At 70.3% G+C, this 20,103-nt stretch carries 22 protein-coding genes; 14 read left to right on the top strand and 8 right to left on the bottom strand.

Annotated features, from left to right (window positions below; genetic code table 11):
- Position 1: 1 nt before the first annotated feature.
- Positions 2-445 carry a YkvA family protein gene (locus tag ACPPVX_RS09340; protein ID WP_426574624.1) on the bottom strand — a complete coding sequence of 148 codons (444 nt, stop codon included), beginning with the start codon at positions 443-445 and terminating at the stop codon, positions 2-4.
- Here ACPPVX_RS09340 and ACPPVX_RS09335 point away from each other — a divergent pair.
- On the top strand, positions 444-986 hold the full coding sequence (locus ACPPVX_RS09335; protein ID WP_426574623.1) for a Chromate resistance protein ChrB: 543 nt from the start codon (positions 444-446) through the stop codon (positions 984-986). The genes ACPPVX_RS09340 and ACPPVX_RS09335 overlap by 2 nt on opposite strands.
- Before the next feature lie 111 nt (positions 987-1,097).
- On the opposite strand, the gene ACPPVX_RS09330 is transcribed toward ACPPVX_RS09335, so the two are convergent.
- On the bottom strand, positions 1,098-1,670 hold the full coding sequence (locus tag ACPPVX_RS09330) for a TetR/AcrR family transcriptional regulator (protein WP_426574622.1): 573 nt from the start codon (positions 1,668-1,670) through the stop codon (positions 1,098-1,100).
- A gap of 118 nt (positions 1,671-1,788) precedes the next feature.
- Here ACPPVX_RS09330 and ACPPVX_RS09325 point away from each other — a divergent pair, with 118 nt between their 5' ends.
- The 8 genes from ACPPVX_RS09325 to ACPPVX_RS09290 all read left to right on the top strand — a co-directional run bounded on the left by ACPPVX_RS09325 (position 1,789) and on the right by ACPPVX_RS09290 (position 8,047).
- Positions 1,789-2,202, top strand: a complete 414-nt coding sequence (locus ACPPVX_RS09325; RefSeq protein ID WP_426574621.1) for a nuclear transport factor 2 family protein — start codon at positions 1,789-1,791, stop codon at positions 2,200-2,202.
- The gene (locus ACPPVX_RS09320; protein WP_426574620.1) at positions 2,202-3,026 is read left to right on the top strand and encodes an SDR family NAD(P)-dependent oxidoreductase; all 825 of its coding nucleotides are present in this window, start codon (positions 2,202-2,204) and stop codon (positions 3,024-3,026) included. Before ACPPVX_RS09325 ends, ACPPVX_RS09320 begins: the two co-directional genes overlap by 1 nt.
- A gap of 7 nt (positions 3,027-3,033) precedes the next feature.
- The gene (locus tag ACPPVX_RS09315; RefSeq protein ID WP_426574619.1) at positions 3,034-3,678 is read left to right on the top strand and encodes a hypothetical protein; all 645 of its coding nucleotides are present in this window, start codon (positions 3,034-3,036) and stop codon (positions 3,676-3,678) included.
- On the top strand, positions 3,675-4,724 hold the full coding sequence (locus ACPPVX_RS09310) for a dihydrodipicolinate reductase (protein WP_426574618.1): 1,050 nt from the start codon (positions 3,675-3,677) through the stop codon (positions 4,722-4,724). Before ACPPVX_RS09315 ends, ACPPVX_RS09310 begins: the two co-directional genes overlap by 4 nt.
- A 145-nt stretch (positions 4,725-4,869) precedes the next feature.
- A complete protein-coding gene (locus ACPPVX_RS09305; protein WP_426574617.1) occupies positions 4,870-6,183 on the top strand; it encodes an ABC transporter substrate-binding protein in 1,314 nt (437 codons plus the stop codon).
- A 68-nt stretch (positions 6,184-6,251) separates the two neighbouring features.
- The gene (locus ACPPVX_RS09300) at positions 6,252-6,377 is read left to right on the top strand and encodes a hypothetical protein (protein ID WP_426574616.1); all 126 of its coding nucleotides are present in this window, start codon (positions 6,252-6,254) and stop codon (positions 6,375-6,377) included.
- 110 nt (positions 6,378-6,487) lie between these two features.
- Positions 6,488-7,423, top strand: a complete 936-nt coding sequence (locus tag ACPPVX_RS09295; RefSeq protein WP_426574615.1) for a hemerythrin domain-containing protein — start codon at positions 6,488-6,490, stop codon at positions 7,421-7,423.
- 273 nt (positions 7,424-7,696) lie between these two features.
- Positions 7,697-8,047: a hypothetical protein gene (locus ACPPVX_RS09290; protein WP_426574614.1), complete on the top strand. Its 351-nt coding sequence runs from the start codon at positions 7,697-7,699 to the stop codon at positions 8,045-8,047.
- A gap of 72 nt (positions 8,048-8,119) precedes the next feature.
- Here ACPPVX_RS09290 and ACPPVX_RS09285 read toward each other — a convergent pair whose 3' ends face one another.
- Positions 8,120-8,767, bottom strand: coding sequence for an exopolysaccharide biosynthesis protein (locus tag ACPPVX_RS09285; protein ID WP_426574613.1), 648 nt, complete (start codon positions 8,765-8,767; stop codon positions 8,120-8,122).
- Positions 8,768-9,203: 436 nt separating this feature from the next.
- On the opposite strand from ACPPVX_RS09285, the gene pepE reads away from it, so the two are divergent.
- The 5 genes from pepE (at position 9,204) to ACPPVX_RS09260 (ending at position 15,235) form a co-directional block, all read left to right on the top strand.
- Positions 9,204-9,944 carry a dipeptidase PepE gene (gene pepE, locus ACPPVX_RS09280; RefSeq protein ID WP_426574612.1) on the top strand — a complete coding sequence of 247 codons (741 nt, stop codon included), beginning with the start codon at positions 9,204-9,206 and terminating at the stop codon, positions 9,942-9,944.
- A gap of 145 nt (positions 9,945-10,089) precedes the next feature.
- The gene (locus ACPPVX_RS09275; RefSeq protein ID WP_426574611.1) at positions 10,090-11,226 is read left to right on the top strand and encodes a DUF1611 domain-containing protein; all 1,137 of its coding nucleotides are present in this window, start codon (positions 10,090-10,092) and stop codon (positions 11,224-11,226) included.
- Positions 11,227-11,228: 2 nt separating this feature from the next.
- Positions 11,229-12,296 (top strand): alanine/ornithine racemase family PLP-dependent enzyme, encoded by a 1,068-nt coding sequence (locus ACPPVX_RS09270; protein WP_426574610.1) that lies wholly within the window; start codon positions 11,229-11,231, stop codon positions 12,294-12,296.
- A gap of 370 nt (positions 12,297-12,666) precedes the next feature.
- Positions 12,667-14,043, top strand: a complete 1,377-nt coding sequence (locus tag ACPPVX_RS09265) for a cystathionine beta-synthase (protein WP_426575021.1) — start codon at positions 12,667-12,669, stop codon at positions 14,041-14,043.
- 43 nt (positions 14,044-14,086) lie between these two features.
- Positions 14,087-15,235, top strand: a complete 1,149-nt coding sequence (locus ACPPVX_RS09260) for a cystathionine gamma-synthase (protein WP_426574609.1) — start codon at positions 14,087-14,089, stop codon at positions 15,233-15,235.
- Between the two features lie 154 nt (positions 15,236-15,389).
- Here ACPPVX_RS09260 and ACPPVX_RS09255 read toward each other — a convergent pair whose 3' ends face one another.
- The 5 genes from ACPPVX_RS09255 to ACPPVX_RS09235 form a co-directional block, all read right to left on the bottom strand.
- Positions 15,390-16,541, bottom strand: a complete 1,152-nt coding sequence (locus tag ACPPVX_RS09255) for an aminotransferase class V-fold PLP-dependent enzyme (protein ID WP_426574608.1) — start codon at positions 16,539-16,541, stop codon at positions 15,390-15,392.
- A 178-nt stretch (positions 16,542-16,719) separates the two neighbouring features.
- Entirely contained in the window at positions 16,720-17,469 is a 750-nt protein-coding gene (locus tag ACPPVX_RS09250) for an SDR family NAD(P)-dependent oxidoreductase (protein ID WP_426574607.1), read from the bottom strand.
- Between the two features lie 190 nt (positions 17,470-17,659).
- The gene (locus tag ACPPVX_RS09245; RefSeq protein ID WP_426574606.1) at positions 17,660-18,307 is read right to left on the bottom strand and encodes a TetR/AcrR family transcriptional regulator; all 648 of its coding nucleotides are present in this window, start codon (positions 18,305-18,307) and stop codon (positions 17,660-17,662) included.
- Positions 18,308-18,426: 119 nt separating this feature from the next.
- On the bottom strand, positions 18,427-19,341 hold the full coding sequence (locus ACPPVX_RS09240) for a TIGR03564 family F420-dependent LLM class oxidoreductase (RefSeq protein WP_426574605.1): 915 nt from the start codon (positions 19,339-19,341) through the stop codon (positions 18,427-18,429).
- The gene (locus tag ACPPVX_RS09235; protein ID WP_426574604.1) at positions 19,341-19,892 is read right to left on the bottom strand and encodes a nuclear transport factor 2 family protein; all 552 of its coding nucleotides are present in this window, start codon (positions 19,890-19,892) and stop codon (positions 19,341-19,343) included. Before ACPPVX_RS09235 ends, ACPPVX_RS09240 begins: the two co-directional genes overlap by 1 nt.
- Positions 19,893-20,103: the final 211 nt, after the last annotated feature.

Below are 20,103 nucleotides of genomic sequence, written 5' to 3'. Positions count from 1 at the left end.
GTCAGGACGGCTCCGGGGTCGGTTTGGGAGCGCCGAGGAGGCGGTCGATGAGAGCGGGGTCGGCGGGCCAGGCTTCGTGGATGACGTCTCGGGGGACGCTGCGCCCGGCGTAGCGGAGCGCGAGGGCCACGACGACGATGTCATCGAGCGGCCCGATGACCGGCAGGAACTCGGGGATCAGGTCGATCGGCGACAGGACCCAGAGGCCCGCGAACGCCACGGCGGCTTTGGCTCGACCGGGGACGCGCGGGTCGGTGCGGAGCCGGCGCAGCATGGTGGCGCACGCGGGCAGGAATCCGGCCAGGTCCTTGGCGGCGCCGGCAGGGAGCCGAGCTGCGAGGATCACCATCAGGGTCCACGAGCACGCCACGACGGCTGCTCCGATGACCAGTAACCTCAGCACATCTAGAACTGTAACCACGGTTACATCGGAGCTTCCGGTCATGGATCACGAACAGGAGTGGCTCGTCGTGGTCGCCCGCCTCCCAGCCGACCCGTCGCGGCACCGCGTGGCCGTCTGGCGTGAGCTCCGGCGGGCCGGTGGCATCCCCCTCGGCGGAGGGACCTGGGCGCTGCCCGAGGGACCGACCACCCCGGCAGTGCTCGAACAGGTGCGTGCCCTGGTCTCACGGGCCGAGGGATCGTTGATCGAGCTGACGGCGATGCCTCGCGACGACGAGTCCGGCCGGCTGCTCGAGGCGTCGTACACCGATGCGTGCGAGGCCGAGTGGATCGAGTTCCTGGCCGACTGCGACAAGTACTCAGCAGAGATCGCACGGGAGATCGCGAAGGAGAAGTTCACGCTCGCTGAGCTCGAGGAGGAGGAGCAGAGCCTCGACCGCCTTCGCCGCTGGCACCGCGCGGTGGCCCTCCGGGACCGGTTCACGGCTCCATCAGCGGCCGCCGCCCGAACGCGCCTCGAAGCGTGCACCGCAGAGCTCGAGGACTTCGCGGAGCGGGTGTACGCCGCACTCGGCCAGCTCTGACCGACCGCCCAGCGGCCCGGGTGCTGGATCCAGGACCGCCACGGCGGGCACGTCGCGTCCAGGGTCCGGGTGCAACGAGCGGCGCGTCTCGTGCCAGGTCGTCGGCGTGCTTCAGAGCACGTCGAGGTGCTCGTCGATGAAGGCCAGCATCTCGACGTGTCCGTCGGCGAGACCGAGGGCCTCCTCGATCGCCATGACCTGGATCACCCCCGTCATGGCCAGCAGGAGGACGTTTGGGGAGATGGCGACCGCGGGGCCATCGCGCTCGGCCAGCACGGCCGCGAGGGCATCGAGCTGCAGGGCCCGGAACCGCTCGGCGTAGCGGGCGAGCTCGGCCCGGATCACCTTTCGGTGGTTGGCCAGGGCGGCGAACTCGATGTTGTACGCCGCCCCGACGGTTCCACTGCGGAACGCCCAGATCGACTGCAACGAGCACTCCTCGGCCATGGCCTGCTCGAAGAGCGCGATGCCTTCTTCGGCCCGTCTGCGAAAGACCTCCACGAAGAGATCGTCCATCGTGCGGAAGTAGTAGTGGACGAGCTGGGGGGCGACATCGGCCTCACGCCCGACATGCCGAGAGGTGACGGCTGCGTAGCCCTCCTCGATCATCAGCTTCTCGGCGGCGTCGAGCAGCTTCCGGCGAGTCTCGGAGTCGGTCGCGCCGGGCTTTCGCTGCGATGCCATCCGCCCACCTTGCCATCCCCCCATCTCGCCACCCCTCGTCTGGGGCCCGGGACGTGCTAAGCAACTGCTCAACATGGTTGTGCAGTTGCACAATTCAAGAGCGCGATGGAGTCGACGGTTGGAAGATCTCGAGGCGATCAAGCAGCTGAAGGCCCGGTACTTCCGCACGATGGACACCAAGGACTGGGAGGGGATGCGTCAGGTCTTCACCGACGACGTGGTGATCGACACCAGCGAATCCGGCGGCGAGATCCTGACGGGGGCCAGCGAGTTCCTTATCTACCTGCAGGAGGCACTCGCGGGAGCCACCACGGTGCATCAGGGGCACATGCCCGAGATCATCATCACGTCGGATGCGACGGCCACGGGCGTGTGGGCGCTGGCTGACATCGTGATCTGGCCGAACGGGGTCCGGCTCGACGGATACGGCCACTACCACGAGACCTATTCGAAGATCGACGGCGAGTGGCGGATCGCGTCCTCGAAGCTCACCCGACTCCACACCGACTTCGCCGTGCCGGAGGAGGCCTGATGCCGGTCGCGGTGATCACCGGTGGTGCGTCGGGTCTCGGCCTGGCGTTGGGGGAGTCGTGCGCGGCGCTCGGGATGGACGTGGCGCTGCTCGACCTCGATGGCCAACGGGCGGCCGATGAGGCGGCCCGCGTTGCGGAGGCACACGGCGTCGAGGTGTGGGGCTCGGCGGTCGACGTTGCCGAGGGCGCCAGCGTCGATCGCGCTGCGACCCAGGTCGGGGAGCGCTTCGATGCGGTCGATCTGGTCATCTCCAACGTCGGGGTGCAGCTGTTCGGTGCGGTGGAGACCTTCACCGACGACGAGTGGCGCTGGGTGCTCGATGTCAACGTCGTCGGCTCGGCCCGCGTCGCCCGCTCGTTCCTGCCGCTCCTCCGCAAGGCTTCGTCGCCGCGGCTGGCGTTCACGACGTCGTCGTCGATCCTCGATCCGGCCAGCCGTCTCGGCGCGTACCAGTCGAGCAAGTTCGCCGTCTGGGGCCTGGCGGAGACGCTGCGAGTCGAGCTCGCCCATGAGGGCATCGGCGTTTCGGTCATCCTCCCGTCCGGCATGATCACCCGCCACCTCGAGACCAGCGAGGCAGCTCAACCCGAGCGCCTCCGCCGGCCGATCGCCAACGACGGCGACTTCGACGCCATGATCGGCAGCAACCCGGGCATGGCCGAGATGCTGGCGACGTCGGACGACGCCGCAGCCGGAGTGGTCGAGGCCGTCCTTGCCGGTGAGCCCTACGTGATCACCCACGGCGACCTCACCGAAGCCGTCGCGACCCGCTCCGCAGCATTGCAGCGTGCCGCGACGTCGGCCCGAGACGCGCGGAGCTGAGTCGGCGGTGGGCCACGCAAAGAGCACCGATGAGGCGGCCGGCCCTCGCCGGCACTGGACCGCGGCGATCTACACGCGGCTCAACCCCCTCATGGGTCGGGTGCTGACCTCACGGTGGCACCGCCTGGCCAGTGGCCGAACGGTGCTCCTCGGCATCACCGGTCGTCGGACAGGACAGCAGTACGAGATCTGCGTGGGGTACGCACCGTTCGAACCCCACGCGATCGACGTGCTCGTCTCCGACGCGTCGAACCGAACGTGGTGGCGGAACTTCAACGACGGTGGACCGGTTCGAGTGGTCCTCCGAGGGGAGGAGCTCGACGGGTGGGCGACTGCTCATCGGGCCCCGACCCCGGAGTTCAAGACGATCGCAGACCGGGCCCTGCCGGCGATCCTCGGCCGCGCCGGAGCGAAGCGCTTCTTCGCGGTTGCCGACCTCGATCCCGAACGTGGCTTGAGCCCAGAAGATCTGGCTCGCCTCGATGGGTTCGCAGTCGCCGTCTCTGTGACCGTCCATCCGTCGATCGAGCCGGGGCCGGGTGGCCTTGACTCCCGAGAAAGGAACCGAGCGATGACCCAGACCCAGACCAACGCCGAGGCGCGCGACACCGTCGCGGCCGGGGAGCCAGACGCCAGGGGAGGCGATCGATGACCCTTCGCATCGTGCAATGGACCACGGGCAACGTCGGGCAGCGGTCGGTCCGCGCCGCCGTCGCCCATCCTGACGTCGAGCTGGTCGGGTGCTACGCCTGGTCGCCCGACAAGGTCGGACGTGACGTCGGCGACCTGTGCGGCATCGATCCGGTGGGCGTGATCGCCACCGACGACGTCGACGCGCTGCTCGCCCTCCAGCCGGATTGCGTCGTCTACAACCCGCAGTGGCAGTCGCCCGACGAGCTGGTGCGCATCCTCGAGGCCGGCGTCAACGTGGTGAGCACGGCCGCCTTCGTCAACGGCCGCGGCCTCGGACCCGATCGCGACCGCATCGCCGATGCGTGCCAGCGCGGCGGGTCGTCGATGTTCGGCACCGGCATCAGCCCCGGCTGGATCGAACTGATGGGCATCGCCAGCGCCAGCATCTGCGACCGCATCGACAAGGTCACCATCCACGAGGCGTCCGACACCACGCTCTACGACTCGCCCACCACCGAACTGCCAGCGGGCTTCGGCCGGCCGATCGACGATCCCGAGCTCCCGGGCATGGCGGCGAAGGGCACCGCTGTCTTCGGCGAGGCGGTCGCCATGCTGGCCGACGCCCTCGGCATCGAGCTCGACGACATCGTGTGCGAGGCCGAGTACGCGCAGACCACCGAGGACCTCGTGATGGACTCGTGGACGATCCCCGCCGGCCACGTCGCCGGCGTCGCCGCCAGTTGGCAGGGGCGCATCGGCGACCGCACGGTGGTCGAGCTGACGGTCCGTTGGAAGAAGGGCACGACGCTCGAACCCGACTGGCAGATCCAGGAGGGCCACGTGATCCAGATCGACGGTCGCCCGTCGGTGAAGACGACGTTGGAGTACCTGCCGCCGCCCGACTTCGAAGCCACCACGTTCGCCGACTTCATGGTGCTCGGCATGATCATGACGGCCATGCCCGCCATCAACGCCATCCCGGCGGTCGTCGCTGCGCCGCCCGGCATCGTGACCTACAACGATCTGCCGCTCGTCCTGCCGAAGGGATTGGTGTCCGGTGTCTGACGACTTCGACCAGGAAGCAGATCACCCGAAGTTGCGGACCTCGCGCGGGGGTAGCACGACGGGGACGGCCACCCGCGTGGGGGGACGGCGGCACCCGCGCCGCCGCGGACGCACGGCACCCGATCGTCAGCAGTTGGAGGAGAACATGCCGATCGTCGGAGCCCGCGGGGACGCGCCGCGCCCAGCCCGCACGGTGCTCATCGCCGTCGCCACCGCACTGTTGCTGGTCGTGGCCAGCTCGTGCGCCAGCGAGAGCGATGCGGGCGCCGGCGGCGGCGGCGGCAAGGCCAGCACCACGACCGCCCCGAGCAGCTCGGCGGTCGACGATCTCCTCGGCCCGGTCGACAAGGCCAAGGGTGAGCCGATCAAGATCGGGTTCGTCGGCGACGGGCAGACCGCCGCGTTCGACAACACCAGCGAGTTCACCGCAGCCCAGGCAGCCGTCGACTACTGGAACGAGCACAAGGCCGGCATCGCCGGTCGACCCGTCAAGCTGGTCACGTGCCCGACCGGTGGCGACCCCGCTGGGGCCACCGACTGCGCCAACAAGCTGATCGAGGACAACGTCGTCGGCGTCGCCCTCAGCCAGTCGTCCGTGACCGAATCCGTCTGGGAACCGATCCACCAGGCCGGCGTGCCCATGATGCTGCTGGCCGCCAACGGCACCGCCCTCCTCGAGGACGACCAGAGCACGTACAACCTCAACGACGGCAACGGCACCCTCTTCACCCTCCCCTTCTCGATCGCCAAGGAGAAGAAGGTCAAGAAGATCGCCTTCGTCGTGATCGACGTGCCCCAGGCCATCAGCACCTTCGAGGACGTCGGTCCCGACCTCATCAAGAAGGCCGGTCTCGAGTACGAGCTGGTCAAGGTCCCGGTCGGCACCGCGGACATGACCCCGCAGATGCAGCAGATCGCCGCTGGCGGGGCGGGGCTCGTCCACGTCATCGGCAACGACGCCTTCTGCATCGCCGCCTTCCAGGGCCTCGAGGCGGTGGCCTACGACGGCGAGGTCACCTCCATCACGTCGTGCATCACCGACGCCACCCGCAAGTCGGCACCGGCATCGATCCTCGACGGGATGTACGTCACGGCCCTCACCGCCGTGGGCGCCGCCGACGATCCGAGCTACCAGCTCTACGACGCCATCATGCGCCAGTACACCGACTCCAAGGCCATCAACGATCCGATCACCATGAGCGCCTACACCACCGTCAGCTCGTTCCTCACGTCGCTCACCGACCTGAAGGGCAAGACCATCGACAAGGACACCGTCAACACGGCGATCAAGACGATGGACGAGCAGGAGATGCCCGGTACCGCAGGGATGAAGTTCCGGTGCGGGGCCGGCGAATCGAAGCGCTACGCCTCGGTGTGCTCCACCCAGACCCTGCAGGCGCAGCTCGACTCCGAGGGCAACCCCAAGTCGTACACGGTCGGCGAATCGGTGGGGAACTAGTCCATCGTCGAGGACAGGGGGCGGGGCTCAGCTGGTGTTGAACGAGACCCGATCGGGTAGCAGAAGACATGCTCGCCACCTTTGCCACCACCATCGGTCGCCGCCTCCTGATCGCGCTGGCGGCCGCACTGGCCGCCGCCCTCGCCCGACGCTTCGCCGATCGCCTGCTCGCCCCGGAGTCCACCAGCGCCTAGCCGCGCGACGGGGTCGTCGCCGCCGTGACGGCCTTGGGTCCGTTGTGGCGCCGTGACCAACGACCGCGGCCGGGCCGGTATCTGGTCGTCGGGGTTGGGTAGTGGTCTGCATGGACGCCATCACCCTGCTCAAGAACGACCACCACGCGATCGAGAAGCTGTTCAAGCGCTTCGAGAAGACGAGCGACGCTGCCCTCGTCGAGCGGCGCAAGATCGTCGACCAGATCATCGCCGAGCTCTCCAAGCACGCGGCGATCGAGGAGCAGCTCTTCTACCCCGTGACCCGGGCGACGGTCGACGACGTCGACGACGACGTGCTCGAAGCCCTCGAGGAGCACCACGTCGTCAAGTGGCTGCTCTCGGAGCTCGAAGGCATGGACCCCGCTGACGAGCGCTTCAAGGCCAAGGTCACGGTGCTCATCGAGAGCGTCCGCCACCACGTCCGGGAGGAGGAAGACGACTACTTCCCGAAGGTCCGATCCGAGCTCGGCCGCAACGACCTCTCCGACCTCGGCGATGCCATGGCTGACGCCAAGGCCTCGGCACCGACGCATCCGCATCCTCGGTCGCCTGACACCCCTCCCGGCAACATCGTCGCCGGGGCCGCCGCAGGCGTCGTCGACCGGGTCACCGACACCGTGAGCGGCCTCGCGCAGGGTGGCGTGAGCCTCGCCCAGGACCTCATCGACCGGTTCACCGGCAGGGCGAGGCCCCGCACCTCGCCCACCGGCTCACCGGCAGCGCGCGCCACCGCCACGAGGGTTCGCAAGGCGGCGAGCGATGCGACGGACAAGGCCGCCCACACCGGCAAGGCCACCGTCACCTCGGCGAGGTCGGGTGCCAAGACCACCGCAGCGACAGCCAAGGGCGCCTCGACGGCGACCGGCCGCAGCGCCAGCGCCGGTGCAAAGCGGACCGCCAGCACCGCATCCACCAGTGCGAAGCACACCACCAAGACGGCCAAGGCCGGCGCGAAGCGGACGGCGACGACGGCGGCCAACGCGGCACGGAAGACGGCTGCGACGGCGAAGCGAGCTGCGAGTTGACGGTGCCCGCCGAGTCCGGGCCGATGGATGCCACCCCATCGTGATCGGGCAACTCCCGCTTGCATGGGACGCACGATCGACCTCGACGAGGTGCGAGACGCCGCGGACGGTGCCCTGATGCTGGGGCCTCTCGCGCTCGACGGCCGTGGCCATGTACCGGGCCCGCTACGACACCTTCCCGTTGCCGATGCGGGCGTCGAAGGGCGGACGGTGCCCGCTGTGGCGGCGCGAGGACACCGAGGCAGGGCCGGCAGCCCGGTGACGAGGGTTGCGGTGCTGCTCCTGGCGCTGCTGATGGCGGGCTGTGGGTCATCCGGGGGCGGCGAAGCGGCACCCAGGACGGCGCCGTCCACGACCTATCGGGCCCCCGACAACGCCCCGCCGAAGTGCACGGCGGTGTTCGCCGAGGGCGTCACCACGAGCATCGATCTCTGGCAGTACGAGTGCATCGACGGTGACGGCGTCGCGCGCCTCCTCAGCACGGCGGTCGAGGATTGCACGAACGGCCGCCGCCTCGCCCACAACGTCGCCGGATGGGGCTACCTCGACGAGCCGTGGCACCGCTACCCGGCCGGCAGCGAGCGGGTCGTTCCTCGAGCCGAGCGGGAGTCGTGTCGTGGGTGACGGCCGACGGCTCCCACGGCCCGGAGCCTCGTCAGCGGTCGTTCGGACCAGCGCCGCAGTGGCCGGTGGTCCTCAGGAGACGAGGTCGCTCACGAACTGAGTCGCCTGGGCACCGAGGAACACGGAGAGGCCGATGCCCGCGAGCCCGATGGTGATGCCGGCGATCGCGAACGCGGCATCCTCCAGCAGGATCGCCAGGGCGACGAGGACGACGCCCAGCGACGGGAGGGTGTCGAGGCCCGAGAACGGAGGCGCGAGGGCCGCCGCCACGATCAGCACCAAGATCACCCCGCCGAGCAGGCGCTCGCCGGGCCGGCTGGCGATCAGGCCAGCGAGCCGGCGGTGCGAGACCCGCTCGCAGAACCTCACGAATCGGACGAGGACATGGAGCCCCTTCTGGGTCCGGGCACCCAGTTCCCGCCTGCGCCACTTGTCGGGCAGCCAGACCGATCGGCGCGCCAAGACCATCTGCGCCGCGAACACCACGGCGAGCACATCGAGCACGTGGGTGGCGCCGCCGGACGGGATCGGCAGCGCCGATGGGGCCATGAGCGTCAGGCAGGCGGTGGCGAGGATCTTCTCGCCGAACGCGTCGTTGAGCGACCCGAGGGTCGTGGCTTCGTCGCTCTCCAGCCACGCTTCGAGCCCGGCGCTGACCCGCCAGCGCGCCGCCCTGCGAACCTGAAGCCGCTTCTTGCGCCGCTCGAGGATCGCGGTCATCGCGGGACCTCCAGCAGCGGACCCGTGGCGCGGCGCGGGACCGACCCGCCCACGAACGTGGGCGGGTCGGTCCGGGCGCGAGGCCAGGTCCAAGAGCACCACCTGGTCCGAGCATCTCGTGGCACGAGCTTCAGACCGACCGTCCTCCGCTGCGGACGACGTTGAGGACGATGACCGCCAAGATGATGGCGGCGATGATCACGAGGATCGTGTACAGCATGGGTTGTCTCCGTCAGTAGGTCACCGTGGGCACGACGCCGGTACCCCGTGTCACGCTTCGGCAGACCGCCTCGTGCTGGCACCGCCACCAGGGCGAGCTGGCGTGGGCACCGCACCGCACGCCGGAAGGAGCTCGACGCCTCGACCATCCTGTTGAGGGCGCCGGCGAAGTCGGGGCCGATGATCGTCCGCCTGGGTTGCCCTGCCAGGCTGCCGCATGGAACTCCTGCTGCTGTCCAACTCCACGAACCACGGCAGCCGGATGTTCGCCCACGCTGCGGCCGCGATCTCAGAGGTGGCGGCCGGGTCGACGGTGACGTTCATCCCGTTCGCCCTCGCCGAGTGGGATGACTACGCGTATCGGGCCGAAGCGGCGTTCGGGTCGTTCGGCGTGGAGCTGGTCTCGGCTCACCGGGCCCCCGATCCGGCGAGGGCGATCCTCGAGGCCGATGTCGTGATGATGGGTGGAGGCAACACGTTCCGGCTGCTCGACACGCTCATCGGCCTCGACGTGATCGATGGACTGGGAGCGCGCGTCCGAGCCGGCGACACCCGCTACGTCGGTGCGTCGGCCGGGACCAACGTGGCGTGCCCGACGATCCGCACCACGAACGACATGCCGATCTGCCAACCGCCGACGTTCGGAGCCCTTGGGTTGATCCCGTTCCAGATCAACCTCCACTACGTCGACCCGGATCCGTCGTCGACGTTCATGGGCGAGACCCGCGAGGAACGGATCGGTGAGTTCCTCGAGGAGAACCCGTGTCCCGTGCTCGCCCTCTACGAGGGTTCGTGGCTGCGGGTGTCCGGGGGCACGGCGACGGTGACGGGCCCGTCGCGCCTGTTCCAGCGGTCGGGCCCGGAGGCGTTCGACGATGGGCTCGACATCTCGCACCTCCTCGACCTGACCGCCCGCTTCGACCGGGGCAAGCGTCCCTACGAGGCCAGCGCGAGCTGAGCGTCCGAGCACCTCGATCAGGGGTTCGGGATCGAACACGGGTACGATGGGGAGTCCAACGTTCAGCGTTGACCTCTACCGCCGCTCCGCCCCGACTGGGCCCGAGCGCCCTGGTCGCCTCCTCTGAGCCCACTCGAGGAGCACCATGCCCACGTCATCCCCATCTTCCCTTTCGCCCGAACGCGCCCAGAGCCGGCGACCGACCGCGGTCGTCTACTGCGAGGCCAACTTCGGCCAGCAGGACGGCAAGACCGCCAACGGCCTCGTGCGTCACTCCGAGCGGTACGACATCGTCGCGGTCATCGACAGCACCCGTTCGGGCCTCGATGCCGGCGAGGTGCTCGAGGGCCAGCCGAACGGCACCCCCATCTGCACCGACCTCGATGCTGCCCTCGATCACCTGGGCGGGCCCGTCGACACGTTCATCTTCGGCGTCGCGCCCACGAGCGGCATGCTGTCGCCCGCGGAGCGCGAGATCATGCTCGACGCCATGGGGCGCGGCATGAGCCTCGTCAACGGCCTCCACGAGTTCCTCACCGAGGATGCCGAGTTCGTCGCCGTCGCCCTGGCCAACGGCGTGGCGATCCACGATGTGCGCAAGCCCAAGGCGAAGAAGGACCTGCACATGTTCAGCGGCCGCATCGCCCAGGTGGCCTGCCCCCGCATCGCCGTGCTGGGGACCGACTCGGCCATCGGGAAGCGGACGACGGCCACGATCCTCACCCGGGCCCTCAACGACCGAGGCATCAAGGCGGTGCTCGTCGGGACGGGACAGACCGGGCTCATCCAAGGGGCTCGCTACGGCGTCGCCCTCGACGCGATCCCCTGCCAGTTCTGCTCCGGCGAGATGGAGAACGCCGTGGTCGAGGCCTGGGAGGGCGAGCACCCCGACGTGATCATCGTCGAAGGGCAAGGCGCGCTCAGCCACCCGGCCTACCTGTCATCGACCTTCATCCTGCGGGGCAGCCAGCCTCACGCCGTCATCCTGCAGCACGCCCCCGGACGAGGGCGCCTCGGCGACTTCGCCGCGGTGCCGATGCCCACCCCGGCGAGCGAGATCAACCTGCTCCAGACGTTCGCCGACACCAAGGTCATCGGCCTCACCATCAACCACGAGGCGCTGACCGACGCCGAGGTCAGCGCCGCGATCATCGCCTACGAGGACGAGCTCGGCATCCCCGCCACCGATGCCCTCACCCGCTCGCCCGACCGCTTGATCGACATGGTGGTCGGCGCCTTCCCCGCCCTCGCAGCGAAGCTCACGGTCGCCGTCGACGGGTGAGCATGCCGAGGCTCGAGGTCCGGCTCGACCTGCTCGCCCACAATGCCGCCACCCTGGTCGGCCGCCTCGCCGGCCACGGCATCGGGGTCACCGCGGTCACCAAGGCCACCCTCGCTTCGCCCGACGTGGCCCGGGTGCTCCTCGCCGCGGGGGCCGCGGGGCTGGGCGAGTCGCGCGTCGAGAACGTCGAACGGCTCCGTGCCGCGGGCATCACCGCCCCCATCACGCTGCTGCGGGCGCCGATGCTGAGCCAGGTGGACCGCGTCGTCGCGGCGGCCGACGTCAGCCTGAACACCGAGCCCGATGTCCTCGCGGCCCTGTCCGCCGCCGCGGTGCGGCTCGGTCGGACCCACGGTGTCGTGCTCATGGTCGAGCTGGGAGACCTTCGCGAGGGGATCTTGCCCGCAGACCTCGCCCGCATCGCCCGCCAGACCCTCGACCGGCCCGGCCTCGACCTGCGCGGGATCGGGACCAACCTGGCCTGTCAGCGCGGCACCGTGCCCGATGCCGCGAACATGGACGAGCTCTCTGACCTCGCTCGGTCCCTGGAAGGCGACCTCGGGGTCCGCCTCCTCGTGGTGTCGGGCGGGAACTCCGCCAACCTCGACTGGCTCCGAGGGCCGAGCCCTCAGGTGGGCAGGATCAATGACCTGCGCCTTGGCGAGTCGATCCTGCTCGGCCGGGAGCCCCTGCACCGGCAGCCCATCTACGGGCTCCACCTCGATGCCTTCACCCTCGTCGGCGAGGTCATCGAGGCCAAGGCCAAGCCATCCGTCGGATGGGGGAGGGTGGCCCAGACCGCGTTCGGCCCCACCGCTCCCGCCGTCGATCGCGGTGCCACCACCCGCGTGCTCGTCGCCCTCGGACGCCAAGACGTCGACCCCGATGGGCTCACGCCGCCGCCGGGGTTCGACGTGCTCGGTGCCAGCAGCGACCACCTCGTCCTCGACGCCGGCGACTCCACGGTCCCGGTCGGGACCCTCCTCCGGTTCGGGCTCGACTACGCCGCGCTCCTGCGGGCCGCAGCATCCCCCTCGGTCGCCTTCGTGTCCCTCGAGGGCCCCGCCTGAAGGCGGCCGTGCCCGGGCGCTCGGTGGGAGTCGGTCCCCGTCGCCGTCGGCCGGAGCGGCTCGACGGCCTGGTCGGTAGCGTCGAGGCATGGACCTGCTGCTGGTCGTCGGGGATGTCGAGGTGCCCGCGGGGCTCGCGCTCCGAGCTCGGCGGACCCAGCACCTGGCGCACGGCGAGCCGCTGACCTCGGTGTTCACGGACCTGCGCGGCCACATCCCGAGGCGGGTGGGCGTCGCCGGGTCGGCCGCCGACGGCTCGGCCGTGGCCCAGCAGCTCCACGACCGCGGGCTGCCGGTCACCCTCTACGCCGACGGGGCTGCTCCCATCGACGGCGTCACCGTCCAGCCCCTCCACGACGACGGCCCGCCCATGGACGTCGCCGACGACCTGCTCGCCCTCATCGGCAACACGCCGATGGTGCGCCTGGACCGCACCGCCCGCAACGTCGACTGCCATCTGCTGGCCAAGCTCGAGCTCTACAACCCGGGCTTCTCGTCGAAGGACCGTCCGGCGTTGGCCATGATCACCGCGGCCGAAGCTGACGGGCGGCTCCAGCCGGGCGGCACCATCGTCGAGCCCACGAGCGGGAACACCGGCGTCGGGCTGGCCATCGTGGCGGCGCGCCGCGGCTACTCGTGCATCTTCGTGTGCCCCGACAAGGTGGCCCCGGACAAGATCGCCCAGCTGCGCGCCTACGGGGCGGAGGTCATCGTCTGCCCGACCTCCGTGTCGCCCGACCACCCCGACTCCTACTACTCGGTCTCGGCCCGCTTGGCCCGTGAGCTGCCCAAGGCGTGGAAGCCCGATCAGTACCACAACCCCGACAATCCGCGGAGCCAGTACGACACCACCGGGCCCGAGATCTGGCGCCAGACCGCAGGGCGGATCACGCACTTCGTCTGCGGCGTCGGCACCGGCGGGACCATCTCGGGCATCGGGCGCTACCTCAAGGAGCAAGACCCGACCATCCAGGTCATCGGGGCCGACCCCGTCGGCTCGGTGTACTCCGGGGGCAGTGGTCGGCCGTACCTGGTCGAGGGCATCGGTGAGGACTTCTGGCCCACCACCTACGACCCATCGGTCGTCGATCAGGTCGTCGCGATCAGCGATGCCGTGAGCTTCAGCACGGCGCGCCGGGTCACCCGGGAGGAGGGCCTGCTCATCGGAGGTTCGGGGGGCACCGCCATCGCCGCGGCGCTGCGGATCGCTCAGGGCCTCCCGGCCGACGCCGTCGTCGTGGTGCACATCCCCGACTCCGGGCGGGGCTACCTGTCGAAGCTCTACGACGATGGCTGGATGTCCGACCACGGCTTCCTGCGAGCGTCGGGCACGACGGTGGGGGACCTGGTGCGCGAGCGGGACCCGGACCTGCCGTCGCTGGTGCACAGCCACCCAGACGAGACCGTCCGCACCGCCATCGAGATCCTGCGCGAGTACGGGGTGAGCCAGATGCCCGTCGTGAAGCACGAGCCGCCGGTGGTGCTCGCCGAGGTGGTGGGGTCGGTCGACGAGCGCGACCTGCTCGGTGCAGCGGTGGCCGACTCCGGCGTGCTCGACCAGCCGGTCGGCTCCGTCATGGGCCCGCCCCTGCCGACGGTGGGGATCGGCGAGCCGCTCGCGGCGGCGGCCGCCCGGCTCCAGTCCGCCCCGGCTGCGCTGGTGCTCGACGGCGGCCACCCCGTCGCCGTCGTCAGTCGGGCCGACCTGCTCGGGGCCATCGCCAGGGCCGGAGCCCCGCACTCCTGACACGAGCCGTGATCCGCCGACCCCTCGACCGATCTGAGGACCCATGGATGACCTGACCGGGCGAGGCTTCGCCACCAGATGCGTGCACGGTGCGGGGCCGGCGGACCCCGTGACCGGGGCCGTGGTGCCGCCGATCTCGGTGGCGTCGACCTTCGCCCAGGACGGCGTCGGGGGCATCCGAGGGTTCGAGTACGCCCGCTCCGGCAACCCCACCCGTGCCGCGCTGGAGGCCCACCTCGCTGAGCTCGAAGGGGCCGCCCACGGGTTCGCCTTCTCGTCAGGCCTCGCCGCCGAGGATGCGCTCCTGCGCACGCTCGCCCCGGGCGACCACGTGCTGATGCCGAGCGACGCCTACGGGGGCACGGTCCGCCTCGCCCTCCAGGTCCATGCGCCCGCCGGCACCCGCGTCGACACCGTCGACCTCTCGGACCTGGCGGCGGTGGCGGCGGCATGGCGCCCGGACACCCGCATGGTCTGGGTGGAGACCCCCACCAACCCGCTGCTGGCGATCGTCGACATCGCCGCGATCTGTGAGCTGGCCCACCGGCGGGGAGCGGTGGTGGTGGTCGACAACACGTTCGCCACCCCGGCGCTCCAGCAGCCGCTCGCGCTCGGCGCCGACGCGGTGGTTCACTCCACGACCAAGTACCTCGGCGGCCACAGCGACGTCGTCGGCGGCTTCGTGGCCACGTCGCACGAGCACCTCGCCGAGCAGGTCGCGTTCCTCCAGAACGCGACGGGCGCCGTCCCGGGGCCGTTCGACTGCTACCTGGTCCACCGCGGGGCCCGCACCCTGGCCCTGCGCATGGAGCGCCACTCGGCATCGGCGGCGGCCGTGGCGTCGCTGCTGATCGACCACCCGGCGGTCATCGAGGTGCGATGGCCGGGCTTGCCGTCGCACCCCGGCCACGAGATCGCCGCCCGGCAGATGTCAGGCTTCGGGGGCATGGTCTCGTTCCGGGTCGCCGGCGGCGAGCAGGCCGCGCTGGACGTGTGCTCCCGCACCCAGGTCTTCACGCTGGCCGAGTCCCTCGGTGCCGTCGAGAGCCTCATCGAGCACCCGGGTCGCATGACCCACGCCTCGGTCGCCGGCACCACCAACGAGGTCCCCGCCGATCTCGTCCGCCTGTCCGTGGGCATCGAGGACCCGGCGGACCTCCTCGACGACCTCGGTCAGGCGCTGCGCGCCTGACCGGTGGACCGCAGGACCGACGGCTCGCACCAGCCTGCCGAGGGCGAGCGGTGCCCGTCTCCTGGATGGGCGGCCAGTCGACGGTGGCGATCGGGTGATCGTCCTCAGGGCTGGAGGACCACCTTGGCCGCGCCGTCCTGCTCCTGCTGGAGGCTCAGCGCGGCGCCAGCGCCGCGGTGAGCCGCTCGATGTCGTCCTCGTGGTTGTAGAGGTGGATCGAGAGGCGCAGGTTGCCGTCGCGAGCCGCGCAGACGATGCCCTGCTCCCTCAACTCCCGGAGCTGTTGCGCGGGATCGGCCTCACCGAGGGGTACGGCGACGATCGTGCTCCGGTTGGCCTCTGGAAGATCGACCGGGGTCCAGCCGGCACCGGCCAGCGCCGCCCGGAGCAGATCGGACAGCTCGCGGTTCCGTTCGTAGATCGCGTCCGTTCCGAACCGCTCGAAGACCGAGAGGGCGGCCTCGTCGCCGATCGCCGCCAGCCAGCTGATCGAGCTGTCGAACCGCGACGCGGTCGGGGACAGCTCCATCGACGGCCCGTAGTAGCTCTCGAAGGGGACGGCACCGGCCTTCCAGCCGGCGTTGATCGGCGTCAACCGCTCCTGGATCCCGGGCGAGAGGTAGCAGTACCCGATGCCGCGCCCGGCGTTCAGGAGGAACTTGTGGTCCGACGTGGCGAGCACGTCCACGAGTCCGAGCTCGCTTGCGACCGGCATCGCGCCGACCAGCTGCGACCCGTCGACGAAGACGATGGCCCCGACGGCCCGCGCGATGGCACTGATCGCCGGGATGTCGGAGCGGTGTCCTGTGGAGGACTGCACCGCGCTGAACGCGACCAGCCGCGTCTTGCCGTCGACGTGCCGCTCGATGTCACCGGGTTCGAGGCCGCCGTTCCGGAACGGGACCTGGCGGACCTCGTAGCCCTTGTTGGCGAGGAGCCGCCAGGGGAAGTGGTTCGAGCTGTACTCGCGCTCGCCGATCACGACGTTCTGTCCCGATCTGGCCGGCTCGAGCGAGGCGCTAACGAGCCCCGCCGCCGCGGACACGGATGCGATCAGCGCGACATCCGACGGGTCAGCTCCGATGAGCGCCGCGACTGCCGCTCGTGCGGTGTCGGCCGCGGCCTCGCCACGGACGAAGTCGAGCCCCGACTCGGTCCACTCGTCCACGAACTGGTGGTACGCGGCGGCCAGCACGCTGCTCGCCAACGAGACGGCGGCGGTGTTGAAGTAGGCCAGCTCTGCCGTGGCCGGGAAGAGCTCCCGGGCCCGTCGAACGTCCGTGATCGGCACCGGCTGGTCGTTCATGGACGAGCAACCTCGACCGGATGTCGCAGGGACGATGAACGCCAGCGCATGGAGGTGGACGCTACCCGGCCGGCGAACCGATCCGACCGGGGCAACGGGGGGCCGCGCAGGAGATCCTGACCGGGTCGGCGTACGCCGATCGGATCGCGGCTTCGTGGTGACCGAGGTCGAGCCGTCGTCAGCTCGCGTCGATCACGTCCCCTCGAGCGGAGAGGATGGCCTCGAGTCGAGATCGGACCTCGGCTGTCGAGTGATCGTCGGTGAAGACGTAGGGCCGCTGGCGTTTGATGGCGTCGATGACGTTGGCGGCGACCGTGGCCGGTTCGACGGTGCCGATGGGGTTCATGCCGGTCTTGATCCGGCCCGGGAAGACGACGCTGACACCGACGAGCGCGTCGACGGATGCCAGGTCGGCGCGCAGGACGTCGGAGAGGCCGAGGACGCCGTGCTTGGCGACGGTGTAGGGGGCGAGGCGGCTGATGGCGTCGACCGCAGCCATGGAGGCGACGTTGACGACGTGGCCCTCGGCGCCGGAGGCCAGGATGCGGGGCACGAAGGCGTGCACGCCGTGGATGACACCCCACAGGTTGATGTCGATGACCTTGTGCCAGTCGTCGAGGGACAGCTCCCAGGCGAGGCCGCCGTTCACGATGCCGGCGTTGTTGACGGCGATGTTGAGCGCGCCGAAGCGCTCGACGCATCGGTCCCCCACGATCTCGAACGCTGCAGGGTCTCGCACGTCGAGCGTGGCCGCTTCGACCTGCGTGCCGTGGGTGCGGAGCTCGGCGGCAGCCAGGGCGAGACCGTCGCCATCGATGTCGGTGACGAGGAGGTTCGCGCCCTCGGCGGCGAGGCCGTGAGCGATGCCGAGGCCGATGCCGCTCGCCGCACCGGTGACCACCGCGACGCTCCCGCGGATGTTGTTCACGCTGATCCTCCTAGGACTCGGGGTCGTGCGGTCCGCCCGGCGATCGAGGGCGGCTCCAACGTAGGGCCAGGTCTCGCAAGGCATCGCCGTGCCCAGCGGACGACCATCGTCGGTGCGGTCTCACGAGAAGGCGCCCCGGGCAGGAAGGAGGGTCGGGATCGGCAACCGAGCACTGGCGCCGCCATGCGCTTCAGCGTGAACGCTTCTGCGTCGCTGGTCGCCGCGTCCTCGGTGGGGCTGCCGGCGCGGCGGAGGGTGGCATCTCGTTGTCGAGGTGGTGCTCGAAGAAGTCGAGGATGTCGCGGTGGGCCGTCTTCATGCCCACTCCTCGTTCGAGGCGGACGAGCTTGGGGATGCCGGTGATGAGGAAGAGCAGCGCGCCGGGGGTGAGGCCGTCGAACGTCGGATCCCCAGAAGGGGGGCGGTCAGCCAGGGCGCTGAGCTGGAGCTCGCGGACCGCTTCACTCACCTGCGCGATCTCGGATCGGATCGACTTGCGGTGGTTCCCGAGCGCGAGGAACTCGACGGTGAGCGCTGCGGTCGATTCGTCCTGGCTGTAGTCCCAGAGCACGCGAAGTGGTTCCTGGGGCCGGGCCTCGAGCAAGGCGGCGAGGTGCTCCAGGTTCTGATCGGAGCGGCGGCGGATCGCGGCGAGGAAGACGTCGTCGAGCGTCGGGAAGTAGTACTGGACGAGGCCGGAGGTGACGCCGGCCTTCGCCGCGACGGCTCGGTAGGTGATGGAGGCGTAGCCGTCGCTGAGCATCAGCGATTCGACGGCGTCGAGGAGCCCGTCTCGGCTCTTCGAGGTCTTTGCGCCGACTCGCCGCTGAGAAACCATGGTGACCTCTGTCGTGTCGAGTCAGGGCCCGCAGCCTGGGCACCCGACAGCCGTGCCGGTTCTCGGATGCTCCGATCACCTTACGACCGTACAGCAGGTCTGTGCGGTCGTGAAGCAGGTCAGTCGAGGAGGGACTTCAACAGCGCGGTCGTCCTCTGGATCGAGCCCCGGCGATCGTCGCCGACCGGGAAGATCGCAGCCCAGATGTCGGTCGCGCCGGCATCGAGCAGCGATTGCAGCTGGGCGGTGACCGATGCCTCGTCGCCCACGACCGCTGCATCGGCTGGGGTGGCCGCCCCGCCGAGCTCGAGGATGCGCTGGTAGTTCGCCATCCCCGCGTACATCGTCGAGGATGCGACTGCGGCCGTGCGTGCCTCGACCTCGTCGTCGTGGACCGCGACGGGCAGGCCGGCGACGATGCGGGGTGCCGGTCGGCCCGCGGCCGCGGCCGCCGCGGTGACGCGGGGGACGACGTGCTCGCCCACGGCCCTTGCCGGCGCCATCCAGAGGATCGTGCCATCGGCGTGCTCGCCGGCCAGGCGGAGCAGGCGTGGGCCCAAGGCCGAGACCAGCAGGGGGACCGGGTGGGCAGGCGCCACCGCTCGTCCCGAGGTGTGGGCGCTCCAGTCGGCGCCGTCGACGTCGACGTCCTCCCCCCGGAGCAGCGGGGCAAGGATCCGCACGTACTCCTCGGTGCTGCGACCCGGATGGTCGTAGGACAGCCCGTACACCCCGCTGACGAGCGGCTCGTGCGAGGGACCGATCCCCATCGTGAAGCCCGAGCGACCCATGCCGGCGACGACGGACGCCGCTCGGTTGGCCTGGAGCAGGGGATGGCACGGATAGGTCTGCAGCACCGCGGTGCCCAGCTCGATCCGCTCCGTCGCCCGCCCCGCGATCGCCATCGGCACCAGCGGGTCCCCGCCCACGACGCTGGCGTACCAGAGCGAGGTGAACCCGTCGCCGTCGGCCCGCTGCGCCTGCTCCACCAGCTTGTCGACCGTCGACGCACCACCCGTCAGCCCGATCCTCATCAGCGCACCGTCCCTGCTGCTGTGAGGGGGCGTTCGTACGACGGATCGGTGCGGTCTCGGCGCCCACGCTCGTAGCCCTGCGCAACGAAGAAGTCCGACTGCAGCAGGCGGGCATCAGCGGTGTAGGCGAGCTCGAGCGTGGCGCGACGCAGGGCGATGCGCCACTCGCCGTCCCGGCGCTCGAGACGATCGAGGTACCGGCCGCACATCACCGTGGCGGCGGCCTCGTCCGGGCTGAGGAGCGTCACCATGACGTAGCTCTCGGCGTGAGCGGCATCGCCATCGATCTCGCAGCGGTGCGTGGTGATGTGGTGGAGGTGGTTCGCCGAGGTGGCGCCGTGGACGGCGTTGGCCCAGTCGGCATACCCCGGCCCGACGTTCACGGCCGCGCCGTGCTCGTCGACCCCGTCGGGGTGGTACGTGCTCGTGATGAGCTCGGCGTCGTGGCGATCGCAGCCACTGGCGTGGCGGGTGACGCAGCCGAGGACGTCGGCACGATCCTTGAGATCCTGGACATCTCGGCCGAGCCGAACGAGGTCTACGTCGGTCATCACCGCTCCTCTAGCTGCTGTACGTGTGTATAGCATGGCACGACGAGCAGCCATGCGCCATACAGGTGTACGGCGCGACGCGAGCACAGGACCCCAAAGCTCGTCCGCCTCGAACAGGGCGTGGGCATCAAGACGGCGCACCGCGAGGTCCTCGACTGCTTCGAGCACCACCTCGACGCCGAGGGGCCCCTTCCGCTCGGCCAGGGGCAGT

It is taken from the genome of Aquihabitans sp. McL0605 (assembly GCF_049993875.1).
GTDB lineage: Bacteria > Actinomycetota > Acidimicrobiia > Acidimicrobiales > Iamiaceae > Aquihabitans.
Note: the sequence above shows the minus strand (reverse complement) of the source record. Positions and strands in the feature narration are given on the sequence as shown.

Coding starts and splice junctions, on each gene's coding strand:
- ACPPVX_RS09335 (WP_426574623.1), top strand. CDS start 444: ATGGATCACGAACAGGAGTGGCTCGTCGTGGTCGCCCGCCTCCCAGCC.
- ACPPVX_RS09340 (WP_426574624.1), bottom strand. CDS start 445: ATGACCGGAAGCTCCGATGTAACCGTGGTTACAGTTCTAGATGTGCTG.
- ACPPVX_RS09330 (WP_426574622.1), bottom strand. CDS start 1,670: ATGGCATCGCAGCGAAAGCCCGGCGCGACCGACTCCGAGACTCGCCGG.
- ACPPVX_RS09320 (WP_426574620.1), top strand. CDS start 2,202: ATGCCGGTCGCGGTGATCACCGGTGGTGCGTCGGGTCTCGGCCTGGCG.
- ACPPVX_RS09310 (WP_426574618.1), top strand. CDS start 3,675: ATGACCCTTCGCATCGTGCAATGGACCACGGGCAACGTCGGGCAGCGG.
- ACPPVX_RS09305 (WP_426574617.1), top strand. CDS start 4,870: ATGCCGATCGTCGGAGCCCGCGGGGACGCGCCGCGCCCAGCCCGCACG.
- ACPPVX_RS09300 (WP_426574616.1), top strand. CDS start 6,252: ATGCTCGCCACCTTTGCCACCACCATCGGTCGCCGCCTCCTGATCGCG.
- ACPPVX_RS09295 (WP_426574615.1), top strand. CDS start 6,488: ATGGACGCCATCACCCTGCTCAAGAACGACCACCACGCGATCGAGAAG.
- ACPPVX_RS09285 (WP_426574613.1), bottom strand. CDS start 8,767: ATGACCGCGATCCTCGAGCGGCGCAAGAAGCGGCTTCAGGTTCGCAGG.
- pepE (WP_426574612.1), top strand. CDS start 9,204: ATGGAACTCCTGCTGCTGTCCAACTCCACGAACCACGGCAGCCGGATG.
- ACPPVX_RS09275 (WP_426574611.1), top strand. CDS start 10,090: ATGCCCACGTCATCCCCATCTTCCCTTTCGCCCGAACGCGCCCAGAGC.
- ACPPVX_RS09270 (WP_426574610.1), top strand. CDS start 11,229: ATGCCGAGGCTCGAGGTCCGGCTCGACCTGCTCGCCCACAATGCCGCC.
- ACPPVX_RS09265 (WP_426575021.1), top strand. CDS start 12,667: ATGGACGTCGCCGACGACCTGCTCGCCCTCATCGGCAACACGCCGATG.
- ACPPVX_RS09260 (WP_426574609.1), top strand. CDS start 14,087: ATGGATGACCTGACCGGGCGAGGCTTCGCCACCAGATGCGTGCACGGT.
- ACPPVX_RS09255 (WP_426574608.1), bottom strand. CDS start 16,541: ATGAACGACCAGCCGGTGCCGATCACGGACGTTCGACGGGCCCGGGAG.
- ACPPVX_RS09245 (WP_426574606.1), bottom strand. CDS start 18,307: ATGGTTTCTCAGCGGCGAGTCGGCGCAAAGACCTCGAAGAGCCGAGAC.
- ACPPVX_RS09240 (WP_426574605.1), bottom strand. CDS start 19,341: ATGAGGATCGGGCTGACGGGTGGTGCGTCGACGGTCGACAAGCTGGTG.
- ACPPVX_RS09235 (WP_426574604.1), bottom strand. CDS start 19,892: ATGACCGACGTAGACCTCGTTCGGCTCGGCCGAGATGTCCAGGATCTC.